This window comes from Pseudomonas sp. St290 (assembly GCF_018325805.1).
GTDB lineage: Bacteria > Pseudomonadota > Gammaproteobacteria > Pseudomonadales > Pseudomonadaceae > Aquipseudomonas > Aquipseudomonas bijieensis.
Genome location: NZ_AP014703.1, coordinates 2,455,126 through 2,473,057 on the forward strand (window position 1 = coordinate 2,455,126; position 17,932 = coordinate 2,473,057).

Consider the following 17,932-nt stretch of genomic DNA (forward strand, 5'->3'; position numbering starts at 1 on the left):
TTCAAGAGCGTGGGTCGAACGCGTCTCGCAACGCCTCGCCGATAAATACCAACAGGGAAAGAATCAGCGCCAGGGTAAAGAACGCCGTCAATCCCAGCCATGGCGCTTGCAGGTTCTGCTTGCCCTGGGCGATCAGTTCGCCCAGGGAGGCGCTGCCGGCCGGCATGCCGAAGCCGAGGAAATCCAGGGCGGTGAGGGTGGAAATCGCGCCGGTGAGGATGAACGGCAGGTAGCTCAGGGTGGCGTTCATCGCGTTGGGCAGGATATGCCGCACGATCACCTTGCGGTCGCTGAGACCCAGGGCCCTGGCGGCTTTCACGTATTCGAGGTTGCGCCCGCGCAGGAACTCGGCGCGCACCACGTCCACCAGGGCCAGCCAGGAAAACAGCGCCATGATTCCCAGCAACCACCAGAAATTCGGTTCCACGAAGCCGGACAGGATGATCAGCAGATAAAGCACCGGCAGGCCCGACCAGACTTCCAGCAAACGTTGCCCGAGCAGATCCACCCAGCCGCCGTAATAACCCTGCAATGCACCGGCGGCGATGCCGATCAGCGCGCTGATGGCGGTCAGGGCCAGGGCGAACAGGATCGACACCCGCGCGCCGAAGATGACCCGGGCCAGTACGTCCCGGGACTGGTCATCGGTGCCGAGCCAGTTCACCGATGAGGGCGGGCTCGGCGCCGGCTTGTTGAGGTCATAGTTGGGCGTGTCGTCGCTGAACGGGATCGGTGGGAACCACAGCCAGCCGCCGTCCTTGTGGATCAGGTTTTGCACGTAGCTGCTGCGGTAGTCGGCCTGGAACGGCAACTGTCCGCCAAATTCCTGCTCGGTATGGCGTTTGAACACCGGGAAATACAGCGAGCCCTGATAGCTCACCACCAGCGGTTTGTCATTGGCGATCAGTTCGCCGCCCAGGCTCAGGATGAACAGGCCGATGAACAGCCACAACGACCACCAGCCCCGACGGTTTTTCTTGAAGCGCTCCAGGCGCCGGCGGCCCAAGGGAGAAAGCTTGAACATCAGGCGTTCCTCGCGGCGAAGTCGATGCGCGGGTCCACCAGGGTGTAGCAGAGGTCGCCGATGAGTTTGATGAGCAGGCCGAACAGCGTGAAGATGAACAGCGAGCCGAACACCACCGGATAATCCCGGGATACCGCAGCCTCGTAGCTCATGCGTCCCAGGCCGTCGAGGGAAAAAATCACCTCGATCAGCAAGGAGCCGGCAAAGAACACGCTGATAAACGCCTGGGGAATGCCCGACACCACCAGCAGCATTGCATTGCGGAACACGTGGCCATACAACACTCGGCGTTCGCTCATGCCCTTGGCCCGCGCCGTGACCACGTATTGGCGGGTGATTTCATTGAGGAACGAGTTCTTGGTCAGGATCGTCAGGGTGGCGAAGCCGCCGATCACCAGCGACGTGACCGGCAGAACCAAATGCCAGAAGTAATCGGCGATCTTGCCCAGCGTCGACAGCGACTCGAAGTTATCCGACACCAGCCCGCGCACCGGAAACCAGTTCAACGAGGTGCCGCCAGCGAACACCACGATCAGGAACATCGCGAAGAGGAACGCCGGCATGGCATAGCCAATGATGATTGCTGTGCTGCTCCACACATCGAATGCCGAGCCGTGATGCACGGCCTTGCGGATGCCCAGGGGGATCGACACCAGGTACGTGATCAAGGTCGCCCAGAGCCCGAGAGAGATGGTCACCGGCATCTTTTCCAGGATCAGGTCGGTGACCGTGGCGCCGCGGAAGAAGCTCTTGCCGAAGTCCAGGCGCGCATAGCTGCTGAGCATCAGCCACAGGCGCTCGTGGGCCGGCTTATCGAAACCGTACTGTTTCTCGATGTCCTTGATCAGCTGCGGGTCCAGGCCGCGACTGGCGCGAGAGCTGCCGGTCATGGCGTTGCCCGAACTGCCGACGCTGGCGCCGCCGATGCCCTGCAGGTGGGCGATGGCCTGTTCCACCGGCCCGCCGGGCGCAGCCTGCACGATGACGAAGTTCACCAGCAGGATGATCACCAGCGTGGGGATGATCAGCAGCAGGCGCCGCGCGATATAAGCCCACATCAATGCGGCCCTCCGGGTGTGCCGCGCCTGAGGCGTTCGGCGCGCATCTGCTCGTTGGTCAACGGTGTGCTGCTCACTTCCCACCAGCTTTCGATCGCTTCCTCATTGCTGGCCTGTACCTTTGGAATGCCGAAGCGGTTCCACCACACGGTTGAGCTGCCTGGCGGGTAATAGTTGGGGATCCAGTAGTAATTCCATTGCAGCACCCGGTCCAGGGCGTGGGCATGGCGCAGCATGTCGGCCTTGGTAGTGGCCTTGACCAGCCCGTCGATCAGCGTATCCACCGCCGGGTTCTTCAAGGCCATGTAGTTGTTGGCGCCCGGATCGTTGGCGGCCGCCGAACCGAAGTAATTATAGAGTTCCATGCCTGGCGATGTGCTGACGGGGTAGCCGGTGATGATCATGTCGTAATCGCGGCTCATCAGGCGATTGACGTACTGGGACGCGTCGATACGACGGATGCTCATGTCGATGCCGATTTGCGCCAGGGTGCGCTTATAGGGCAGCAGCAGGCGGTCGATACCGTTCTGGCTGTTGAGAAAGGTGAAGCTCAGCGGCTCGCCTTCGGCATTCACCAAGCGGTCGCCGTCGGGTTTCCAGCCAGCCTGTTCCAGCAGCGCCAGGGCTTGCAGTTGTTTGTCGCGGATCACGCCGCTGCCGTCGGTTTTCGGCGCCTCGAACACCTGGGTGAAGACTTCGTCGGGTATCTGCCCGCGCAGCGGCTCGAGGATCGCCCGTTCGCCGGCATCGGGCAGTTGTCGGGCGGCCAGGTCTGTGTTGGAGAAGTAACTCTGCTGGCGCACATAGAGGTTGCGCATCATCTGGCGATTGCTCCACTCGAAGTCCCAGAGCATGGCCAAGGCCTGGCGTACGCGGCGGTCCTGGAACTGCGGTCTTTGCAGATTGAAGACAAAACCCTGTGCGGTCTGGGGGGCCTCGGTGGCCAGGTGGGCCTTTTGCAGGCGACCATCCTGCAGGGCCGGGCCGTCATAGCCGATGGAGTAGGCGGTGGCGGAGAATTCGCGGTTGTAGTCATAGGCGCCGCCGCGCAGCACCTGGCGGGCGACGTCGGTGTCGCCAAAATACTCGATGCTGAAGTGGTCGAAATTGTAGAGGCCACGGCTGACCGGCAGGTCCTTGCCCCACCAGTCGGCGTTGCGTTCGAAGGTAATGCTGCGCCCGGAATCGACCTTGCTCACCCGGTAGGGACCACTGCCCAGTGGGGCCTCGTAGCCGCCGCCGTTGGCGAAATCGCGGGTCTTCCACCAATGTTCGGGAAAGACCGGCAGGGTGGCGATGTCCAGGGGCAGGGTGCGGCTTTCATTGTTCTTGAAGTCGAAGCGAACGGTGCGCTCGTCCTCGACCACGACGTCCTTGACCGCCGCGAATTGGGTGCGATAGCGCAGGCTGCCCTGGGTCATCAACAGCTCGAAGCTGTAGCGCACGTCCTGGGCGGTGATGGGCTTGCCATCGGCGAAGCGCGCCTTGGGGTTCAGGTAGAAGCGCAGGGACAGGCCATCTTCGCCACGCTCCATCTTCTGCGCCACCAGGCCATAGACGGTATAGGGCTCATCCAGCGAGCGCTGGGCCAGGGGCGAATACAGCATCCCGTCGATCTGACTGACCCCGATACCTTTGTCGATATAGGGCAGCACATGGTCGAAATGGCCGATCTCGATGGCCGAGCGGCGCATGGTCCCGCCTTTGGGAGCCTGGGGGTTGGCATAGGCAAAGTGGCCGAAGCCTTCGGCGTATTTGGCCGGTTCGCCATAGACGGTCAGGGCATGTTGCGGTGCTGCCTCGACGCCGGCGGCGCCTGTCAGCAGGACCACGGCAGTCAATAGCAGGGAAGGGAACGCCAGTCGCATTGTCAGCCTTAAAGCCGGGTGATCGATGACCACGATTTGTACGCGAGCGGCGCGTGGATCGCCAGTCCTTGTGGCGAGGGATTATCTGTAGGAGCAAGGCATGTGGGAGCAAGGCTTGCCCGCGATTGCTGCGCCGCGGTCCAACAGCTGTTCCGCGTTATCGTTCATCGCGGGCAAGCCTTGCTCCCACAAGGGACCATCAATCCTGGCGGCTGGTCACTTCCAGCAGGTGGTAGCCGAACTGGGTCTTGACCGGCCCCTGGACCACATTGATCGGGGCGCTGAAGACCACGGTGTCGAACTCCTTGACCATCTGGCCCGGGCCGAACGAACCCAGGTCGCCGCCTTGACGGCTGGATGGGCAGGTGGAGTTGGCCTTGGCAACTTCAGCGAAATCGGCGCCGGCTTCGATCTGGGCCTTGAGTTCGTTGCACTTGTCTTCGGTGGAAACCAGGATGTGGCGGGCAGTGGCTTTGGCCATGGGGGAAATTCCTTTCGATATATTTAAAGGTGTTGAGCCTACCGGATTCATTGACCGGTTGTTGTCAAAATTGCGTCAAAACCTTGGGGCCGGCGATCAAAGGCCGGCTTTGCGCAGGCGCTCGGCGTGGCGCAGGTAAAGCTCTGTGGGGGCTGTGCCCTTGCGTGACCTGCCGTCTCCCAGGTTGATGGTCTCCATATGGTCCATTGGATAGTCGGAACGAATGACCTTGCCCAGGTGCGAACTGAAACGCCCGACCAGGCCGTCGTTCTGCCCGGCTTCGGTGATGAAGTATTCGGAAAAGGCGCGGCAGAAAACCTGCGAAGGCTCCAGTTCTTCCTCTGTCGCCTCTGGCAACGTGCCGCTCCATGAGTAGTAGCGCACGCCGTTGACCCTTTCCGGGCCGTTCCCGCCCCAGTTCTTGGGCAGGCCCTGGGGGTATTTGTCATTGAAGGCGCCCACGCCTTCGGTGGTCAACGTCGCCAGCGCGGCCACGGCGGTTGGCGGTAGGTGCTCCTGTCCATCGAGCAGCGAGATGAAATCGGCGAACAGTGTGGCGACGCTTCTTGCCACATGTCCTGGCAGCCGTCCTGGAGTAAGGGCCTTGCGCAGGAAGTCAGCCAGTTCGGAACCATGGTTGGGACCGCTGACCGATGTGACCGAGGCAACTTTTTCGGGGGCCAGCGCGGCGGCATATCGGGCGGTCAGCGCACCCTGGCTGTGGCCGATCAAGTTGACCCGGGCCGCGCCGGTGCCAGCCAGGACCCGATCGATCTGCACCAGCAGTTGTTCGCCTCTGGCCTCGTTGCAATGGGGGGCCGACAAATACGGGATGAACACCCGGGCGCCGCCTGCGCGTAGAGCTTGTTTGATGCCATGGAAAAGTTCGAAACCGCCGATCCTGTCAAACCCGAACAACCCATGGACCAACAGGATGGGGAATTGAGTGGTTGCATTCCGTTGCATGTTCGTACCTTTTTCGAAGAGGTTCACCTTGAGTTTGCGACTTCACTCTAATCCAGGCTCGTAAGCGGCGGTGTAGGAAGAAACCGCGCTAAACCAGGGAAACCGGAATAAAAAAAGTGGGAATAATGGGAAGTGACCCGGCTGTGACTAAAGGTGTAGGAGGTCTCCTATAATCTCAGGCGTTTGCAGCTACAGCTTTGAACGCCAGAGACCACTGCCTTTGTCGCCTTGTCTGGCTGTGGGTTTGGGGCGAGCCGGTTTTAATGGCTCCATCGGGTGCCGTTATGCGAACGGTGCCTTCATCCAAGGACTGGAGCCTGCACATGATCATCTACCCATCTCTTCAACGATCCCGTTCAACGTCAGGAACAAGACTGCCGCCCCCGATCCTGGCAGCGGCCAGGGAAGGGGTGATAGACCCCGCCTGGCGCAAGACCCTGATCACCGTCAAACCTTATCCAATGATGACGTGCGGAGATGAGGTGCTGCTGCGCTGGCATGGGCTGAACAACGAAGGTGGGCCCTACCGGCATGAAGTGGCCGGGTTCGTCACGGAGCGGCAAGTAGGGCGGGACGTGGTGTTCGTCGTGCGCGAAGCGCATATCGCCGAGTTGGACGGTGGTTCGCTGGAGATCTCCTACCAAGTAACGGGCAAACGATTGCCCGACACCCTGGTTTCTGAGCCCCTGCAACTTGAAGTCGGCGATGTGTCACCGCAACTGCTGCCCGCCATTGCCAACGATGCGGTCGGTGGCTGCCTTGATCCGAATCGGGTGCCTGATGGAACCTGGGTGACGATTCGGCCCTACGCCAGGATGGCGGTCGGCGATCGGTTGATCCTGACGGCCAACAAGGATTCCAAGGCGCTTTGGCGCGACGTGCTCGAGATAGAGGCCCATGCTGTCGGTCGTGAGGTGTCGCTCTGGATCGATCATGCGCTGATCGCTCCCCATGCGGGACACACCTTGGCGCTGGTCTATGTCGTCAGGCGTGGACATTCAGTGCGTCGCGCCGAGCCCTTGTCGCTGCACATCGGTCCTCTGCTGCGTCCCGCGTTGAAGACGCCTCGGATTCGGGAGGTGAACGACGGCTGGCTGGATGTCAGCGACCTGCAAGAGGGAGTGACGATTGTCATCGATGATCCCGGGCTTGAGGCGGGAGAGCTGGTCTGGTTGCAGTGCAACGGCAACTCCGCTTATGTCCTGGAGCGCGAAATCACCGAGGCCACGGCAGGCCAGCCGCTCGTTTTTGTGATTCCCGCGGCGTATTGGCGGGGTCAAGGCAACAGATCGGTGGGCGTGTTCTATCAGGTCGAGCGCCTGGATGACGTCAGCCAGCGTTCAGAGGGCGTGACAGTTCAGGTGCGTTCCACGGTGTCAGGTTGAGCGAAGGTTCCCACAAGGCCCACGCCTTCCCCTGGTTCCAGGGGAAGGCGTGTTCGCGACTCAGGTTGGTAATTGCAGCTTTTGATGGGCCTCGCGCAACAACTGCTCGGTGGACTCCCAGCCCAGGCAACCATCGGTGACCGATACGCCGTAGCGCATCGATGGACCCAGTGGCTGGCAGCCTTCGAACAGGTGGCTTTCGAGCATCATGCCGATCAGGGAACGATTGCCTTGCAGGCGCTGTTCCAACACGTCATTGAACACCTGCGGCTGGCGCAGCGGGTCTTTGCTGCTGTTGGCGTGGCTGCAATCCACCATGATCCGGGCCGGTATCTTCAGGCGGATCAGGTCACTGTGTATCTGCGTGACGCTTTGGCGGTCATAGTTCGGTCCGCGATGGCCACCGCGCAACACCAAGTGAGTGTCGGGGTTGCCCGGCGTCTGGATGATCGCCGGATGCCCCTGGCTGTCGACACCGAAATGCCGATGGGGGTGGGCGGCAGAGCGCATGGCGTCGCAGGCAATGCCGACCCCGCCGTCCGTGCCGTTCTTGAACCCTACCGGCATGCCCAGGCCGCTGGCCATTTCCCGGTGGATCTGCGATTCGGTGGTGCGCGCACCGATGGCGACCCAACTGAGCAGGTCGTCGAAGTAACTGGCGGCCATGGGTTGCAACAGTTCGGTGGCGACGGGCAAGCCCAGTTGGAGCATCTCGCGCATCAGCTCCCGGGACAGCGTCAGGCCGGTTGCCATGTCATCGCTGCCATCCAGGCCGGGATCGTAGGCCAGGCCTTTCCAGCCCACGGTGGTGCGAGGTTTCTCCACGTAGGCGCGCATGACCAGCAGCATGCTGTCGCTCACTTCATGGGCCACGCGAGCCAGGTTGGCGGCGTATTCGAGGGCGGATTTCGGGTCGTGGATCGAGCAGGGGCCGACGATGACCAACAGACGGGAATCCTCACCATCGAGGATCGCGCGGATGGCCTGGCGATGGGCGCTCACCTGTTGGCTCAGCGCGGTGCTGAGGGGCAGTTGATGCTTGAGCTGCAACGAGCTCGGCAGACGCAGGGTCAGGGCTTCATTGGCAGGGTTGAGCGTGGACAGCGGCAAAGCGGAGACGGATGAATTCATGATCTGGCTTCCTGGACGGGTGGCGGGTTCGTTCCCGCGCGCCGGTCCTAGTGGGGTGTTCGACAATTGGCCGTATTGGCCCGCAACTGAGGCTTGCCACCGGTAGGTGACCGATCGGAGGCGGCAGGCTGTCCCGAGCGGTGGCTGGTAAATCGCCAGGCGGAAAAACTGTCGTAACGGTAATAAGTGGCGTAGTTCATGGCTCAATCCTCAAGTTGTCGGGTGTTGCAAATGTTTTGGGGCCTGAAAAACAAAACCCCCGGTCGGGAGGCCGACCGGGGGTTTGGAAAACTCTGGAAGGCGACCCGTTTAAAGTGGGCGCCGGTTGGGTATCAGGCGCGCCAGTGGCTAAACCAATACCCAAAATAAAAGCTGACCGGAGTTTGAACGCTGTTCGCCCGGGCAGCCGCAACCGAGCGCGGGGCGCTGGCGGTTTGAAGCGGTGAGAGGGCGTTGAACATGATCTGTCTCCGATGAATGGCCCCGAGCTTACTAGAGGGCGGTGCGCCGGTTCAATCAGAAAATTCTATCGAGGGCATGCAATTGTTCGTCCTGGCTTGAGTCCGCCGGGCTTTATGACAAACTTCAGGTTTGTACTGTCTCTTCAGGAAGCCCCATGACCGCTCCAGCCTTCGCCGCCGCCCAATCGATTTCCATCGCGGGGGACGTCCGCGCCAACCTCTCGTGCCATCAGCGTTTCATGCAGGTGGCGGCTGAGCAGGGAGTACAGTTGCTGGTATTCCCTGAACTGTCGCTCACCGGCTACGAACGCGGCCTGGCGGCGGATCTGGCCATTTTGCCGGAGGATGCCGTACTGCAACCGCTGCGTGACTTGGCGCGTGAGCTTGGCCTGACCGCGGTAGTCGGCATGCCGATTCGGCTGTCGGTGGATGGCCCGGTATTGATCGGCGCATTGGTTCTTGGCGCTGACGGTGCCCTTGGGGTGTACAGCAAGCAGCATCTGCACCCGGGTGAAGAAATCGCCTTCGCCCCGGGGCAGGGCGGCTCGATGTTGGCGATGGGGTGCGATTGCATCGCGCTGGCGGTATGTGCCGATTTTTCCCACGCCAGCCATGCTGCTGCGGCAGCCGGGCGGGGCGCTACGCTGTATGCCGCGGGGGTGTTGATTACCGAGGGTGGCTACGTGCCCGATACGACGTTGTTGCAAGGATATGCCACGCAGCATGCCATGACCGTGCTGATGGCAAATCATGGCGGCGCCACCGGAGGCTGGGAATCGGCTGGCCGCAGTGCCATCTGGGGGCCGGACGGTGCGTTGCTCGCGGCGGCGCCAGGCACGGGTGAACTGTTGGTGATTGCCCGCCGCGACGCCAACGGCTGGGAGGGGCAAGTCGTGCCGGTGGCAATGGGGTGATGAGGTCTTCATGAGCTTTGAGTGGCGTGCCGCAACGGCCGGGGACATCGGCTTCGCCCGGCAATTGACTTGCAACAATATGCTTGCCTATTACCTCAAGCATGATTTGCTCTGGCAGGACGAAGCGTTCGACCTGGCCTGGATCATTCGCCAGAACTGGATAATCAGTCGTGCGGGCCAGGCGCTGGGTTTTGTCAGCCTCAGTCGTGATGCCCGGGCGTTGTATATCCGGGAATTGCAAATAGGGGAGGCGTTCCGCGGACAAGGTGCAGGTACCTGGGCGATCGGACAGGTTTGGGACATGGTAAGGTTGGAGCGTCGGCCGGCGCTGCGCCTGACGGTGTTCAAGGATAATCCGGCCAGGGTGTTGTACGAACGCATGGGCCTGCGCATTGTGGGCGAGGATGAATGTTTCCTGAGGATGCAGCGGGACGTCGGCGCTTGACGCCTAGGATGCCGTGCCGATAAAGATGTGTTGTAACTTTTATCTGTCCCTTTGCGCTAGGTCTGTCGGATGCTTTTTTGCTAAGGTGTGGGGCAACCCAAATAAGACCAAATCGTGAGGTGTCTGCTTGATTAGGGTGTTAGTGGTCGATGACCATGATCTCGTCCGTACGGGCATTACACGAATGCTGGCTGACATCGATGGCCTGCAGGTAGTTGGCCAGGCCGAATCCGGGGAAGAAGCCCTGATCAAGGCTCGTGAATTGAAACCCGACGTGGTGTTGATGGACGTCAAGATGCCCGGCATCGGCGGTCTTGAAGCCACGCGCAAGCTGCTGCGCAGTCACCCGGACATCAAGGTGGTCGCGGTAACTGTCTGCGAAGAAGATCCGTTCCCTACCCGGTTATTGCAGGCGGGCGCAGCGGGTTACCTGACCAAGGGTGCCGGCTTGAACGAGATGGTCCAGGCCATCCGCCTGGTATTCGCCGGGCAACGCTACATCAGCCCGCAAATCGCCCAGCAGTTGGCGATCAAGTCATTCCAACCGACCAACGATTCGCCTTTCGATGCGCTGTCGGAGCGGGAAATCCAGATCGCCTTGATGATTGTCGGTTGCCAGAAGGTGCAGATCATTTCCGACAAGCTGTGCCTGTCGCCTAAAACCGTCAACACCTACCGTTACCGTATCTTCGAGAAGCTTTCGATCAGCAGTGACGTCGAATTGACACTGTTGGCGGTGCGCCACGGCATGGTCGATGCCAGCGCCTGATAATGACTGAATTGTTTGATCCAAGCGCTTTCCTGTCTACATGCAGTGGCCGCCCAGGCGTGTACCGCATGTTCGATAGCGACGCGCGCCTGCTGTATGTCGGCAAGGCCAAGAATCTCAAGAAACGTCTGGCCAGTTACTTCCGCAAGACCGGCCTCGCACCGAAGACCGCTGCCCTGGTGGGGCGCATCGCGCAAGTCGAAACCACCATTACCGCCAATGAAACCGAGGCGTTGCTGCTCGAGCAGACGCTGATCAAGGAATGGCGCCCGCCGTACAACATCCTGCTGCGTGATGATAAGTCTTATCCGTACGTGTTCCTGTCCGACGGGGCGTTCCCGCGCCTGAGCATTCATCGCGGGGCGAAGAAGGCCAAGGGCCGGTATTTCGGCCCTTACCCCAGCGCCGGGGCCATTCGTGAAAGCCTGAGCCTGCTGCAGAAGACCTTCTTCGTTCGCCAATGTGAAGACAGCTACTACAAGAACCGCACCCGGCCTTGCTTGCAATACCAGATCAAGCGCTGCAAGGCGCCGTGCGTCGGGTTCGTCGAACCCGAGGTCTACGCCGAGGATGTGCGTCACTCGGTGATGTTTCTGGAGGGGCGCAGCAATGCACTGACCGATGAACTGTCAGCGGCGATGGAAGACGCGGCGGTCAACCTTGAATTTGAACGGGCCGCCGAACTGCGAGACCAGATCGGCCTGCTGCGCCGGGTACAGGACCAGCAAAGCATGGAAGGCGGCAGTGGCGACGTCGATGTGATCGCCGCGTTCATCAACCCCGGTGGCGCCTGCGTGCACTTGATCAGCGTGCGGGGCGGTCGCGTATTGGGCAGCAAGAACTTTTTCCCCCAGGTCGGTATCGAGGAAGACGTTGCCGAGGTCATGGCGGCCTTCCTGGGCCAGTACTACATCAGCAGTCCGGAACGCGACCTGCCGGCCGAGTTGATCGTCAACGTGGTCCATGAAGACTTTCCGGCCCTGATCGAAGCCATCGACAAGCTTCGTGGTCGTGAACTGACCATCAGCCATCGCGTGCGCGGCACCCGTGCCCGTTGGCAGCAACTGGCCGTGACCAACGCCGAACAGGCCCTGGGCGCGCGCCTGGCTAACCGCCAGCACGTGGCCGCGCGGTTCGACGCCCTGGCCGATGTCCTCAACCTGGACGAGCCGCCGCAACGGCTGGAGTGCTACGACATCAGCCATTCCAGTGGTGAGGCGACGGTAGCGTCCTGCGTGGTGTTCGGTCCTGAAGGCCCGATCAAGTCCGATTACCGCCGTTACAACATCGAAGGCGTCACGCCCGGAGATGACTATGCGGCGATGCATCAGGCGTTGATGCGCCGCTTCGGCAAGCTGAAGGACGGGGAGGGCAAGTTGCCGGATATCCTCCTGGTGGACGGCGGCAAGGGCCAGTTGTCCATGGCCCGCGATGTGCTCAATGAGCTGATGGTGCCCGACCTGATCCTGCTGGGCGTGGCCAAGGGCGCGACGCGCAAGGCCGGCTTCGAGACCTTGTACCTCAACGATGCCGCCCATGAGTTCACCCTCAAGGGCGATTCGCCGGCGTTGCACCTGATCCAGCAGATCCGCGACGAAGCCCACCGTTTCGCCATCACCGGGCACCGTGCCCGCCGTGGCAAGACGCGCCGTACGTCTACACTCGAAGGTGTGGCAGGCGTCGGCCCGACGCGCCGTCGCGACTTGTTGAAACATTTTGGTGGATTGCAGGAACTGTCTCGTGCCAGCATCGAGGAGATAGCCAAAGCACCCGGTATCAGTAAAAAGCTCGCTGAGTCGATTTATGCAAACCTGCACAGCGAGTAGAATGCCCGTCAACCTCGCAGCCAGTTGTGCCGATGAATATCCCAAATCTGATTACCGTCCTACGCGTCCTGCTCATCCCGATCTTCATATTGCTGTTTTATTTGCCGTACCACTGGAGCTACGTGGCCTCCGCCTCGGTCTTCGCCTTCGCCGCCGCGACGGACTGGTTGGATGGTTACCTGGCCCGACGCCTGGAGCAGAGCACGCCGTTCGGTGCCTTCCTCGACCCGGTGGCCGACAAGCTGATGGTCGCGGTGGCCCTGGTGTTGCTGGTGCAGGAACACGGCAACCTCTGGCTGACCTTGCCGGCGGCGGTGATCATCGGTCGCGAAATTGTCGTCTCGGCGCTCCGTGAATGGATGGCTGAGCTGGGCGCCCGCGCCCAGGTTGCCGTGTCGAACCTCGGCAAATGGAAAACCGCCGCGCAGATGCTGGCGCTGGTGATCCTGCTGGCCAACCCGTCAGACTTCAGCTTCTGGGTGCTGTTGGGCTATGCATTGCTGCTGGTTTCCGCCGGCCTGACGCTGTGGTCGATGGTCCAGTACCTGCGCGCCGCCTGGCCACATCTGCGGACGGATGTAGAGCCGAAATAAAACTTTTTTGAATCAAAGGGTTGACGGCGTAGTCTGAATCTATAGAATGCGCCACACCAAGACGCGGGAATAGCTCAGTTGGTAGAGCACGACCTTGCCAAGGTCGGGGTCGCGAGTTCGAGTCTCGTTTCCCGCTCCAAATATTGCGCTGCAGAGTTCCACTGAATTCTGTAAGTGATTGAAATAAGGGCCTTTAGGCCCTTTTTTCGTTCCAGTGGGAACCACTGAAATCCAGCACTATCCGGTGCGTTTAAGTCCAGAATTGAGTCCAGGATTCTGACGAGCACTGAATCGGTTTAATGCTGGAGCAGATTGTGTAGCGAGATGAGCATCTGGCCCTGACTCTGTTCAGGAGCTCGCGATGGCACTCTCAGAAATGACAGTTCGGCACGCCCGAATCACCGGTAATGACTACACCCTCGGTGACAGTGATGGTCTCACGCTCAATGTGACGGCCAGAGGCGGAAAAGTCTGGCTCTTCCGCTACTACTGGGCAGGCAAGCAGAAGCGCATGTCCTTGGGTTGTTACCCACAAATCTCCCTCAAAGAAGCACGTACTCGACGTGACGAGGCGCGCGCCTTGGTTGCCCAGGGCATCAATCCCTATGAGCATCGTAAACAACAGCGACTTGCTGTTCATGCTGCGAAGGAGCACACCTTCGAGGCCGTGTTCAATCAGTGGGTGGAGTTCCGCAGGCTGAGCCTGAAGGAAGGGCGCCAGAGCACGCTCTCGCAGATATTGAGAATCTTCAGTAAAGACGTCCTGCCCGTAATGGGTGGGAGGTCTATCTATGATATCAATCGTCACGATCTGCTGGATTTACTGAGCAGGATCGAACAGCGCAAGGCCTTAACGACAGCCGAAAAATGCCGGACCTGGTTCAACCAATTGTTCCGCTATGCGCTGGTGAAAATTGAGGGGCTGGAACATAACCCGGCTTCAGACCTCGATGTGGTCGCGCTCCCCAAACCTCCGGTTACGCACAATCCCTTTCTTCGTATGGGCGAGCTCCCGGCATTGATGGCTGCTCTTCGAAACTACGGCGGCGCCAACCAAACTCGGCTTGGCCTTCGGTTGTTGCTGCTGACCGGTGTCCGCACGGGCGAATTGCGATTGGCGACACCCGACCAGTTCGATCTGGAGAAGCGCTTGTGGGTCATACCGGCGGAAGTGGTGAAACAACTCCAGCTAGCGATGCGCAAGCCAGGTAAGCAGACCCAAAATGTACCGCCTTATATCGTGCCATTGTCGGTTCAGGCTCTGGAGATTGTGCGTCACTTACTGGAACAGGTTGTCCCCGCACAACGCTACTTGTTTGCGCATCGAAGCGATCTGAGCAAGCGTATCAGTGAGAACACGCTGAATGGCGCGTTGCGTCGGATGGGGTATGCCGATCAACTCACTGGTCATGGGATGAGGGCGACGATCTCGACGGCGCTGAACGAGATCGGATACCCGAAGGTTTGGGTGGATGCTCAGCTTTCTCATGCCGATCCGGACAAGGTGAGTGCGGCTTACAACCACGCGGAGTACGTCGAGCAGCGCCGGACCATGATGCAGGATTGGGCGAACCGCCTGGATCTGTGGGGGCAGGGCCAGCTGAAAGCGGCAAGCTCCCCGCTTACCATCCGCTTGGAGGGGGCCGCTTCGCTGCCGTCGCTAGAAAACGCGAGCGCGAACTCAATTGAGTTCAATGGCACCTTTCCGATGACAACCGCCTCGGTGCCCAAGGCTTCGGTTAACGATGAGCCGGCTCTTGTTGTGTCGCATCAGTCGCCTTTCATACCTCTATCGGTGCCGACTGAACCGCATAAATCTCACGTGTCTGACATCCAGCGCGAACGTGCCGAGATGCTGGCCACCTATGAGGCTTCGAGTAATTTGCCGCTGCTTGTCTTCGCCAAATTGGCAGGGAAATCCCGAGATCAGATCAATCGCGATATCAAGGCTCGCCGCCTGCTGTCGCTGAGCCTTGGGAATCGCGGTCAGCGCATTCCCGAATGGCAGCTTGATCCACTGCGGCACAAGTTGGTACTTGCTGCACTGGCGCGGTTTCCGGATGTCGATGCGTGGAGGCTTTATCGGGCTGTCTGTGAGCCTCATGAGCGACTTAAGGATCCAAGAAGGGTTTCGAGTAAAGCGCCGATGACGCACAGATATCCAGCCTCGCTACGGTCATTTAGCTCGCCTCGTGTCTCAACTAGAGAGTGTAAGCGTTCTCTTTCTAAGCCTATCGCCTTGAGTTCCTCCAGAAGGGCCTCATGAGCGATCTCTATCGCCCTAAGCTTGACTTCGAGAGCATCTCGATCAGCTCGTAGCGTCAGGTAGGTATCAATACTTATTTTTGACTCATCAGGCGTCTTCCTTCCAAATAGAAATGTGGGGAATTGGTCTGGATAATGGTGAATCATCCAATATTTGAGATCTGTATGCCTGACAGTTACGAGTCTGTAGTCGACGGGGCTACCTGGCCGAGTCGTCACACCGAAATAACCATAAGGGATCTCGTTGTTTCGTATGGCATCGAGAATTTTCCCCATGTTGATATGCAGACATGGCCATTGGGGAAATTGCTTCGACAGCAAGCCTGGACAATCCCAGGCGCTGTCTAGAATTCGAGCCTCGTGATCCATTAGCCCACACCAGCGTATGGCAGCATCAATCGGCCGGTAAAACGATTTTTCCCATGGATTGAAACTGTGAGCTGTGTACATGCTAGCGGCCTCATCCGGGGTGCAACCGCTAGGTACCTTTTTAGACGCCTGTACTGGCCTTTGCTTCCTTGCGGTGCCTGTCTCCTGGTTCAGATCGATCCCTTGATAACCTCCGTCCTGATGTTGGTCTGGGCCGGGGAGATCTAACGAAGAGCTTTTAGCTATTATTAACTTCTATTTGTTGGATAGCTCTATGATCCAGAACCGTCGTGTTATTTTCACATGTGGAAGAAAGTGGCTGAGAAGCCTAATTACGTGGCTCCTATGTAACGTTCTCACATTCTGAATGCGTCCAGACGAGTCTTTTGGATCATTAGTTGATGGTGAATGAGTGTTGCGCAACCTGGCTTCATGGTGGTTGTGGCTTCGCGCGGAGATAATAGCTGGGCGGGATTACTCTTAAAAGTTCGTAGGGCAGAATGCTGCTATGCACGAAAAAGATAAATTGCCAATGTATGAGCCGTAGATCCTCGTAGCAATAATACGAACTACGTGTTGCGCAGACCTACGTGTAGACATGTGGTGCGCCCCCTAACCTACTATCGCTTTAAGCCACCGTTTGCCCAGGCGCTGACGAATACGTTCGTTGTCCCTGCACGCAAGTGGAGAGTGGCAGGCACCTGCCATCTCCACCTCTACCGTTGGGCCTGAGAAGCAGACTCCCCGAGGCCTCTATGCGCTGTCCGGTAATCCAGCCGTTACCTTCCCAGGTCTTTCGACCTATGATGAAACCGTCTTCGCCCACGCTGGCGGCAATTCGCTCGTAATGGTTGCTAATCGTTCGCTCACTGTCTCCGTTGGGGAGAAATGTCCATCGGAAAGACACGAGGCGCCCATCCACGGAGCTGATCATGTGGCCTATGATTCGAGGGGGCTTAAACTATAAACACCATCAAGTGAATAAGCGGCCGATAGCCATCCTATTATTTTTTGCGCAAAACATACACTCGCCACATGGCGTAGAACGGTATGAAGTCCAGGGATTTCTGAACACGGAAGCCGGCCTGTTCAAACTCTGACTCGACAGTATTAGCCGGTAATACGAACCGATTTTGGTAGCCGTCCTGTTCTCCTTTGTTGCGACGACGCACTTCGGTACGCTTGCGTTTCCACGCTTTGAAGTTGCCGTCCACCCATAGTGAGATAATTACGCTGTCGCGGGTAACGCGCTGAAACTCACGGAGTATTGCTAGTCTGTGCTCGGGGGCGCCGATGTGGTGCATCAAGCGCATGCAGAATATGTTGTCAACCGCGTTGTCCGGTAAATCGATAGCAAAGGCAGAGGTCTGCAACGGGCGAACCCGTTTCACCACCTCCGCCGGTTGGGCGATGGTTGCGACCTTCAACATCGACTCAGAATTGTCTGCGCCGATGATCACGCGACCAGGCTTTTGCGCCAGTAACGGCCAGAAACGCCCGGCCCCACACGGCAAGTCCAGCACCAAGCCAGGCTCGCCAGCGGCGACCAACGCACTACGCGCCAATTGCTCGTCGCGTTTGTGGGATAAACGGCGGGCCAGATTGTCCTGATGCTTGAGTAAATAACTCTGCGCGTGCTTATCGTCGTACTTTTCGGAAAATTCAAGCTTGATCGGATCGGGCATCAATGGGGCTCCATTTGTTGCAGCGAATAATTCCAGAGGGTATGAACTGTAATCCTCGTTCTGACCTGGTGCGGTCATGGCTGTGGCCGGGGGCTGCGTGACTATGGGAGCTTTCAGGTCATTCAAAAAATCTTATGGCTTCTATCAGAATGGGCGTGGAGCCTATTGACGATGAGGCAGGGGGCTGCGTAACCGTGGCGTGATTTTACGGCAGGGGTGACGAAGAGCTAGCTGCGTGATCGCATATAACCATGAGCTGTATTGATGGCTGGGCGTCAATAACATCATCGCGTTGCCGGTGAGATTGGTAGGTCTCATTCATGGCTTCAATCGCTGCGATGTACTTCAGTTTTAACGTCAGCGGATACCTGCTTGCTGAGAATCAATTTTGGCGATGTCAGCTTTTAAAGAATGGCGGCTTTTGACGTCGACAGACGGAGTAAGCAAAGAGATCTGACGGATAGCGGTTTGGCAGTTGGGGGCCGGTACACTGCTTTTAACCTTCGGGTTTTTCCCGCACGGAACAGTCCTGGCCTTGGTCCTGACCGACCGAATGCCTTACGTTCCCCCACTTAATCAACTTGAGCATTACACGACGCTACGACGTGGCGTGACCAGAGAGCACATGCTCACTGGGCTCTTTGAGAAAATCTTAAGCGCCAAAGGACTTTTGCCAAGTCCTAGAGCGGTCA

At 59.0% G+C, this 17,932-nt stretch carries 14 protein-coding genes and 1 tRNA gene; 8 read left to right on the plus strand and 7 right to left on the minus strand.

The window, feature by feature from the left end; genetic code table 11:
• Position 1 precedes the first annotated feature (1 nt).
• The 5 genes from PBDP_RS10815 to PBDP_RS10835 form a co-directional block, all read right to left on the minus strand.
• Positions 2–1,024, minus strand: a complete 1,023-nt coding sequence (locus PBDP_RS10815; RefSeq protein ID WP_109751814.1) for an ABC transporter permease — start codon at positions 1,022–1,024, stop codon at positions 2–4.
• Positions 1,024–2,082, minus strand: a complete 1,059-nt coding sequence (locus PBDP_RS10820; RefSeq protein ID WP_109751815.1) for a microcin C ABC transporter permease YejB — start codon at positions 2,080–2,082, stop codon at positions 1,024–1,026. Before PBDP_RS10820 ends, PBDP_RS10815 begins: the two co-directional genes overlap by 1 nt.
• A complete protein-coding gene (locus PBDP_RS10825; protein ID WP_212802223.1) occupies positions 2,082–3,950 on the minus strand; it encodes an extracellular solute-binding protein in 1,869 nt (622 codons plus the stop codon). The genes PBDP_RS10820 and PBDP_RS10825 overlap by 1 nt, the downstream gene beginning before the upstream one ends.
• Before the next feature lie 199 nt (positions 3,951–4,149).
• Complete coding sequence (locus PBDP_RS10830; RefSeq protein WP_109751817.1) at positions 4,150–4,431, minus strand: peptidylprolyl isomerase; 282 nt, start codon at positions 4,429–4,431, stop codon at positions 4,150–4,152.
• A gap of 96 nt (positions 4,432–4,527) precedes the next feature.
• Positions 4,528–5,397, minus strand: coding sequence for a lipase family alpha/beta hydrolase (locus PBDP_RS10835; protein WP_212802224.1), 870 nt, complete (start codon positions 5,395–5,397; stop codon positions 4,528–4,530).
• A 323-nt stretch (positions 5,398–5,720) separates the two neighbouring features.
• Between PBDP_RS10835 and PBDP_RS10840 the strand changes: the two genes are divergently transcribed.
• The gene (locus tag PBDP_RS10840; protein ID WP_232200179.1) at positions 5,721–6,782 is read left to right on the plus strand and encodes a hypothetical protein; all 1,062 of its coding nucleotides are present in this window, start codon (positions 5,721–5,723) and stop codon (positions 6,780–6,782) included.
• Between the two features lie 60 nt (positions 6,783–6,842).
• Here PBDP_RS10840 and PBDP_RS10845 read toward each other — a convergent pair whose 3' ends face one another.
• Positions 6,843–7,913, minus strand: a complete 1,071-nt coding sequence (locus PBDP_RS10845; RefSeq protein WP_109751820.1) for a 3-deoxy-7-phosphoheptulonate synthase — start codon at positions 7,911–7,913, stop codon at positions 6,843–6,845.
• 616 nt (positions 7,914–8,529) lie between these two features.
• Here PBDP_RS10845 and PBDP_RS10850 point away from each other — a divergent pair.
• From PBDP_RS10850 to PBDP_RS10880, 7 genes are all read left to right on the plus strand, one after another.
• Positions 8,530–9,288 carry a carbon-nitrogen hydrolase family protein gene (locus PBDP_RS10850; protein WP_176688170.1) on the plus strand — a complete coding sequence of 253 codons (759 nt, stop codon included), beginning with the start codon at positions 8,530–8,532 and terminating at the stop codon, positions 9,286–9,288.
• Positions 9,289–9,298: 10 nt separating this feature from the next.
• A complete protein-coding gene (locus tag PBDP_RS10855; protein WP_109751822.1) occupies positions 9,299–9,733 on the plus strand; it encodes a GNAT family N-acetyltransferase in 435 nt (144 codons plus the stop codon).
• A 127-nt stretch (positions 9,734–9,860) separates the two neighbouring features.
• The gene (gene gacA, locus PBDP_RS10860; protein WP_003182764.1) at positions 9,861–10,502 is read left to right on the plus strand and encodes a response regulator transcription factor GacA; all 642 of its coding nucleotides are present in this window, start codon (positions 9,861–9,863) and stop codon (positions 10,500–10,502) included.
• A 2-nt stretch (positions 10,503–10,504) separates the two neighbouring features.
• Positions 10,505–12,328: an excinuclease ABC subunit UvrC gene (uvrC, locus tag PBDP_RS10865; RefSeq protein WP_109751823.1), complete on the plus strand. Its 1,824-nt coding sequence runs from the start codon at positions 10,505–10,507 to the stop codon at positions 12,326–12,328.
• 32 nt (positions 12,329–12,360) lie between these two features.
• Positions 12,361–12,921, plus strand: coding sequence for a CDP-diacylglycerol--glycerol-3-phosphate 3-phosphatidyltransferase (gene pgsA / locus PBDP_RS10870; RefSeq protein ID WP_018608070.1), 561 nt, complete (start codon positions 12,361–12,363; stop codon positions 12,919–12,921).
• Positions 12,922–12,984: 63 nt separating this feature from the next.
• Positions 12,985–13,060, plus strand: a tRNA-Gly gene (locus PBDP_RS10875).
• A 222-nt stretch (positions 13,061–13,282) separates the two neighbouring features.
• Positions 13,283–15,187: a tyrosine-type recombinase/integrase gene (locus tag PBDP_RS10880; RefSeq protein WP_249411847.1), complete on the plus strand. Its 1,905-nt coding sequence runs from the start codon at positions 13,283–13,285 to the stop codon at positions 15,185–15,187.
• 1,372 nt (positions 15,188–16,559) lie between these two features.
• Here PBDP_RS10880 and PBDP_RS10885 read toward each other — a convergent pair.
• On the minus strand, positions 16,560–17,240 hold the full coding sequence (locus PBDP_RS10885) for a class I SAM-dependent methyltransferase (RefSeq protein ID WP_212802225.1): 681 nt from the start codon (positions 17,238–17,240) through the stop codon (positions 16,560–16,562).
• Between the last annotated feature and the right edge of the window lie 692 nt (positions 17,241–17,932).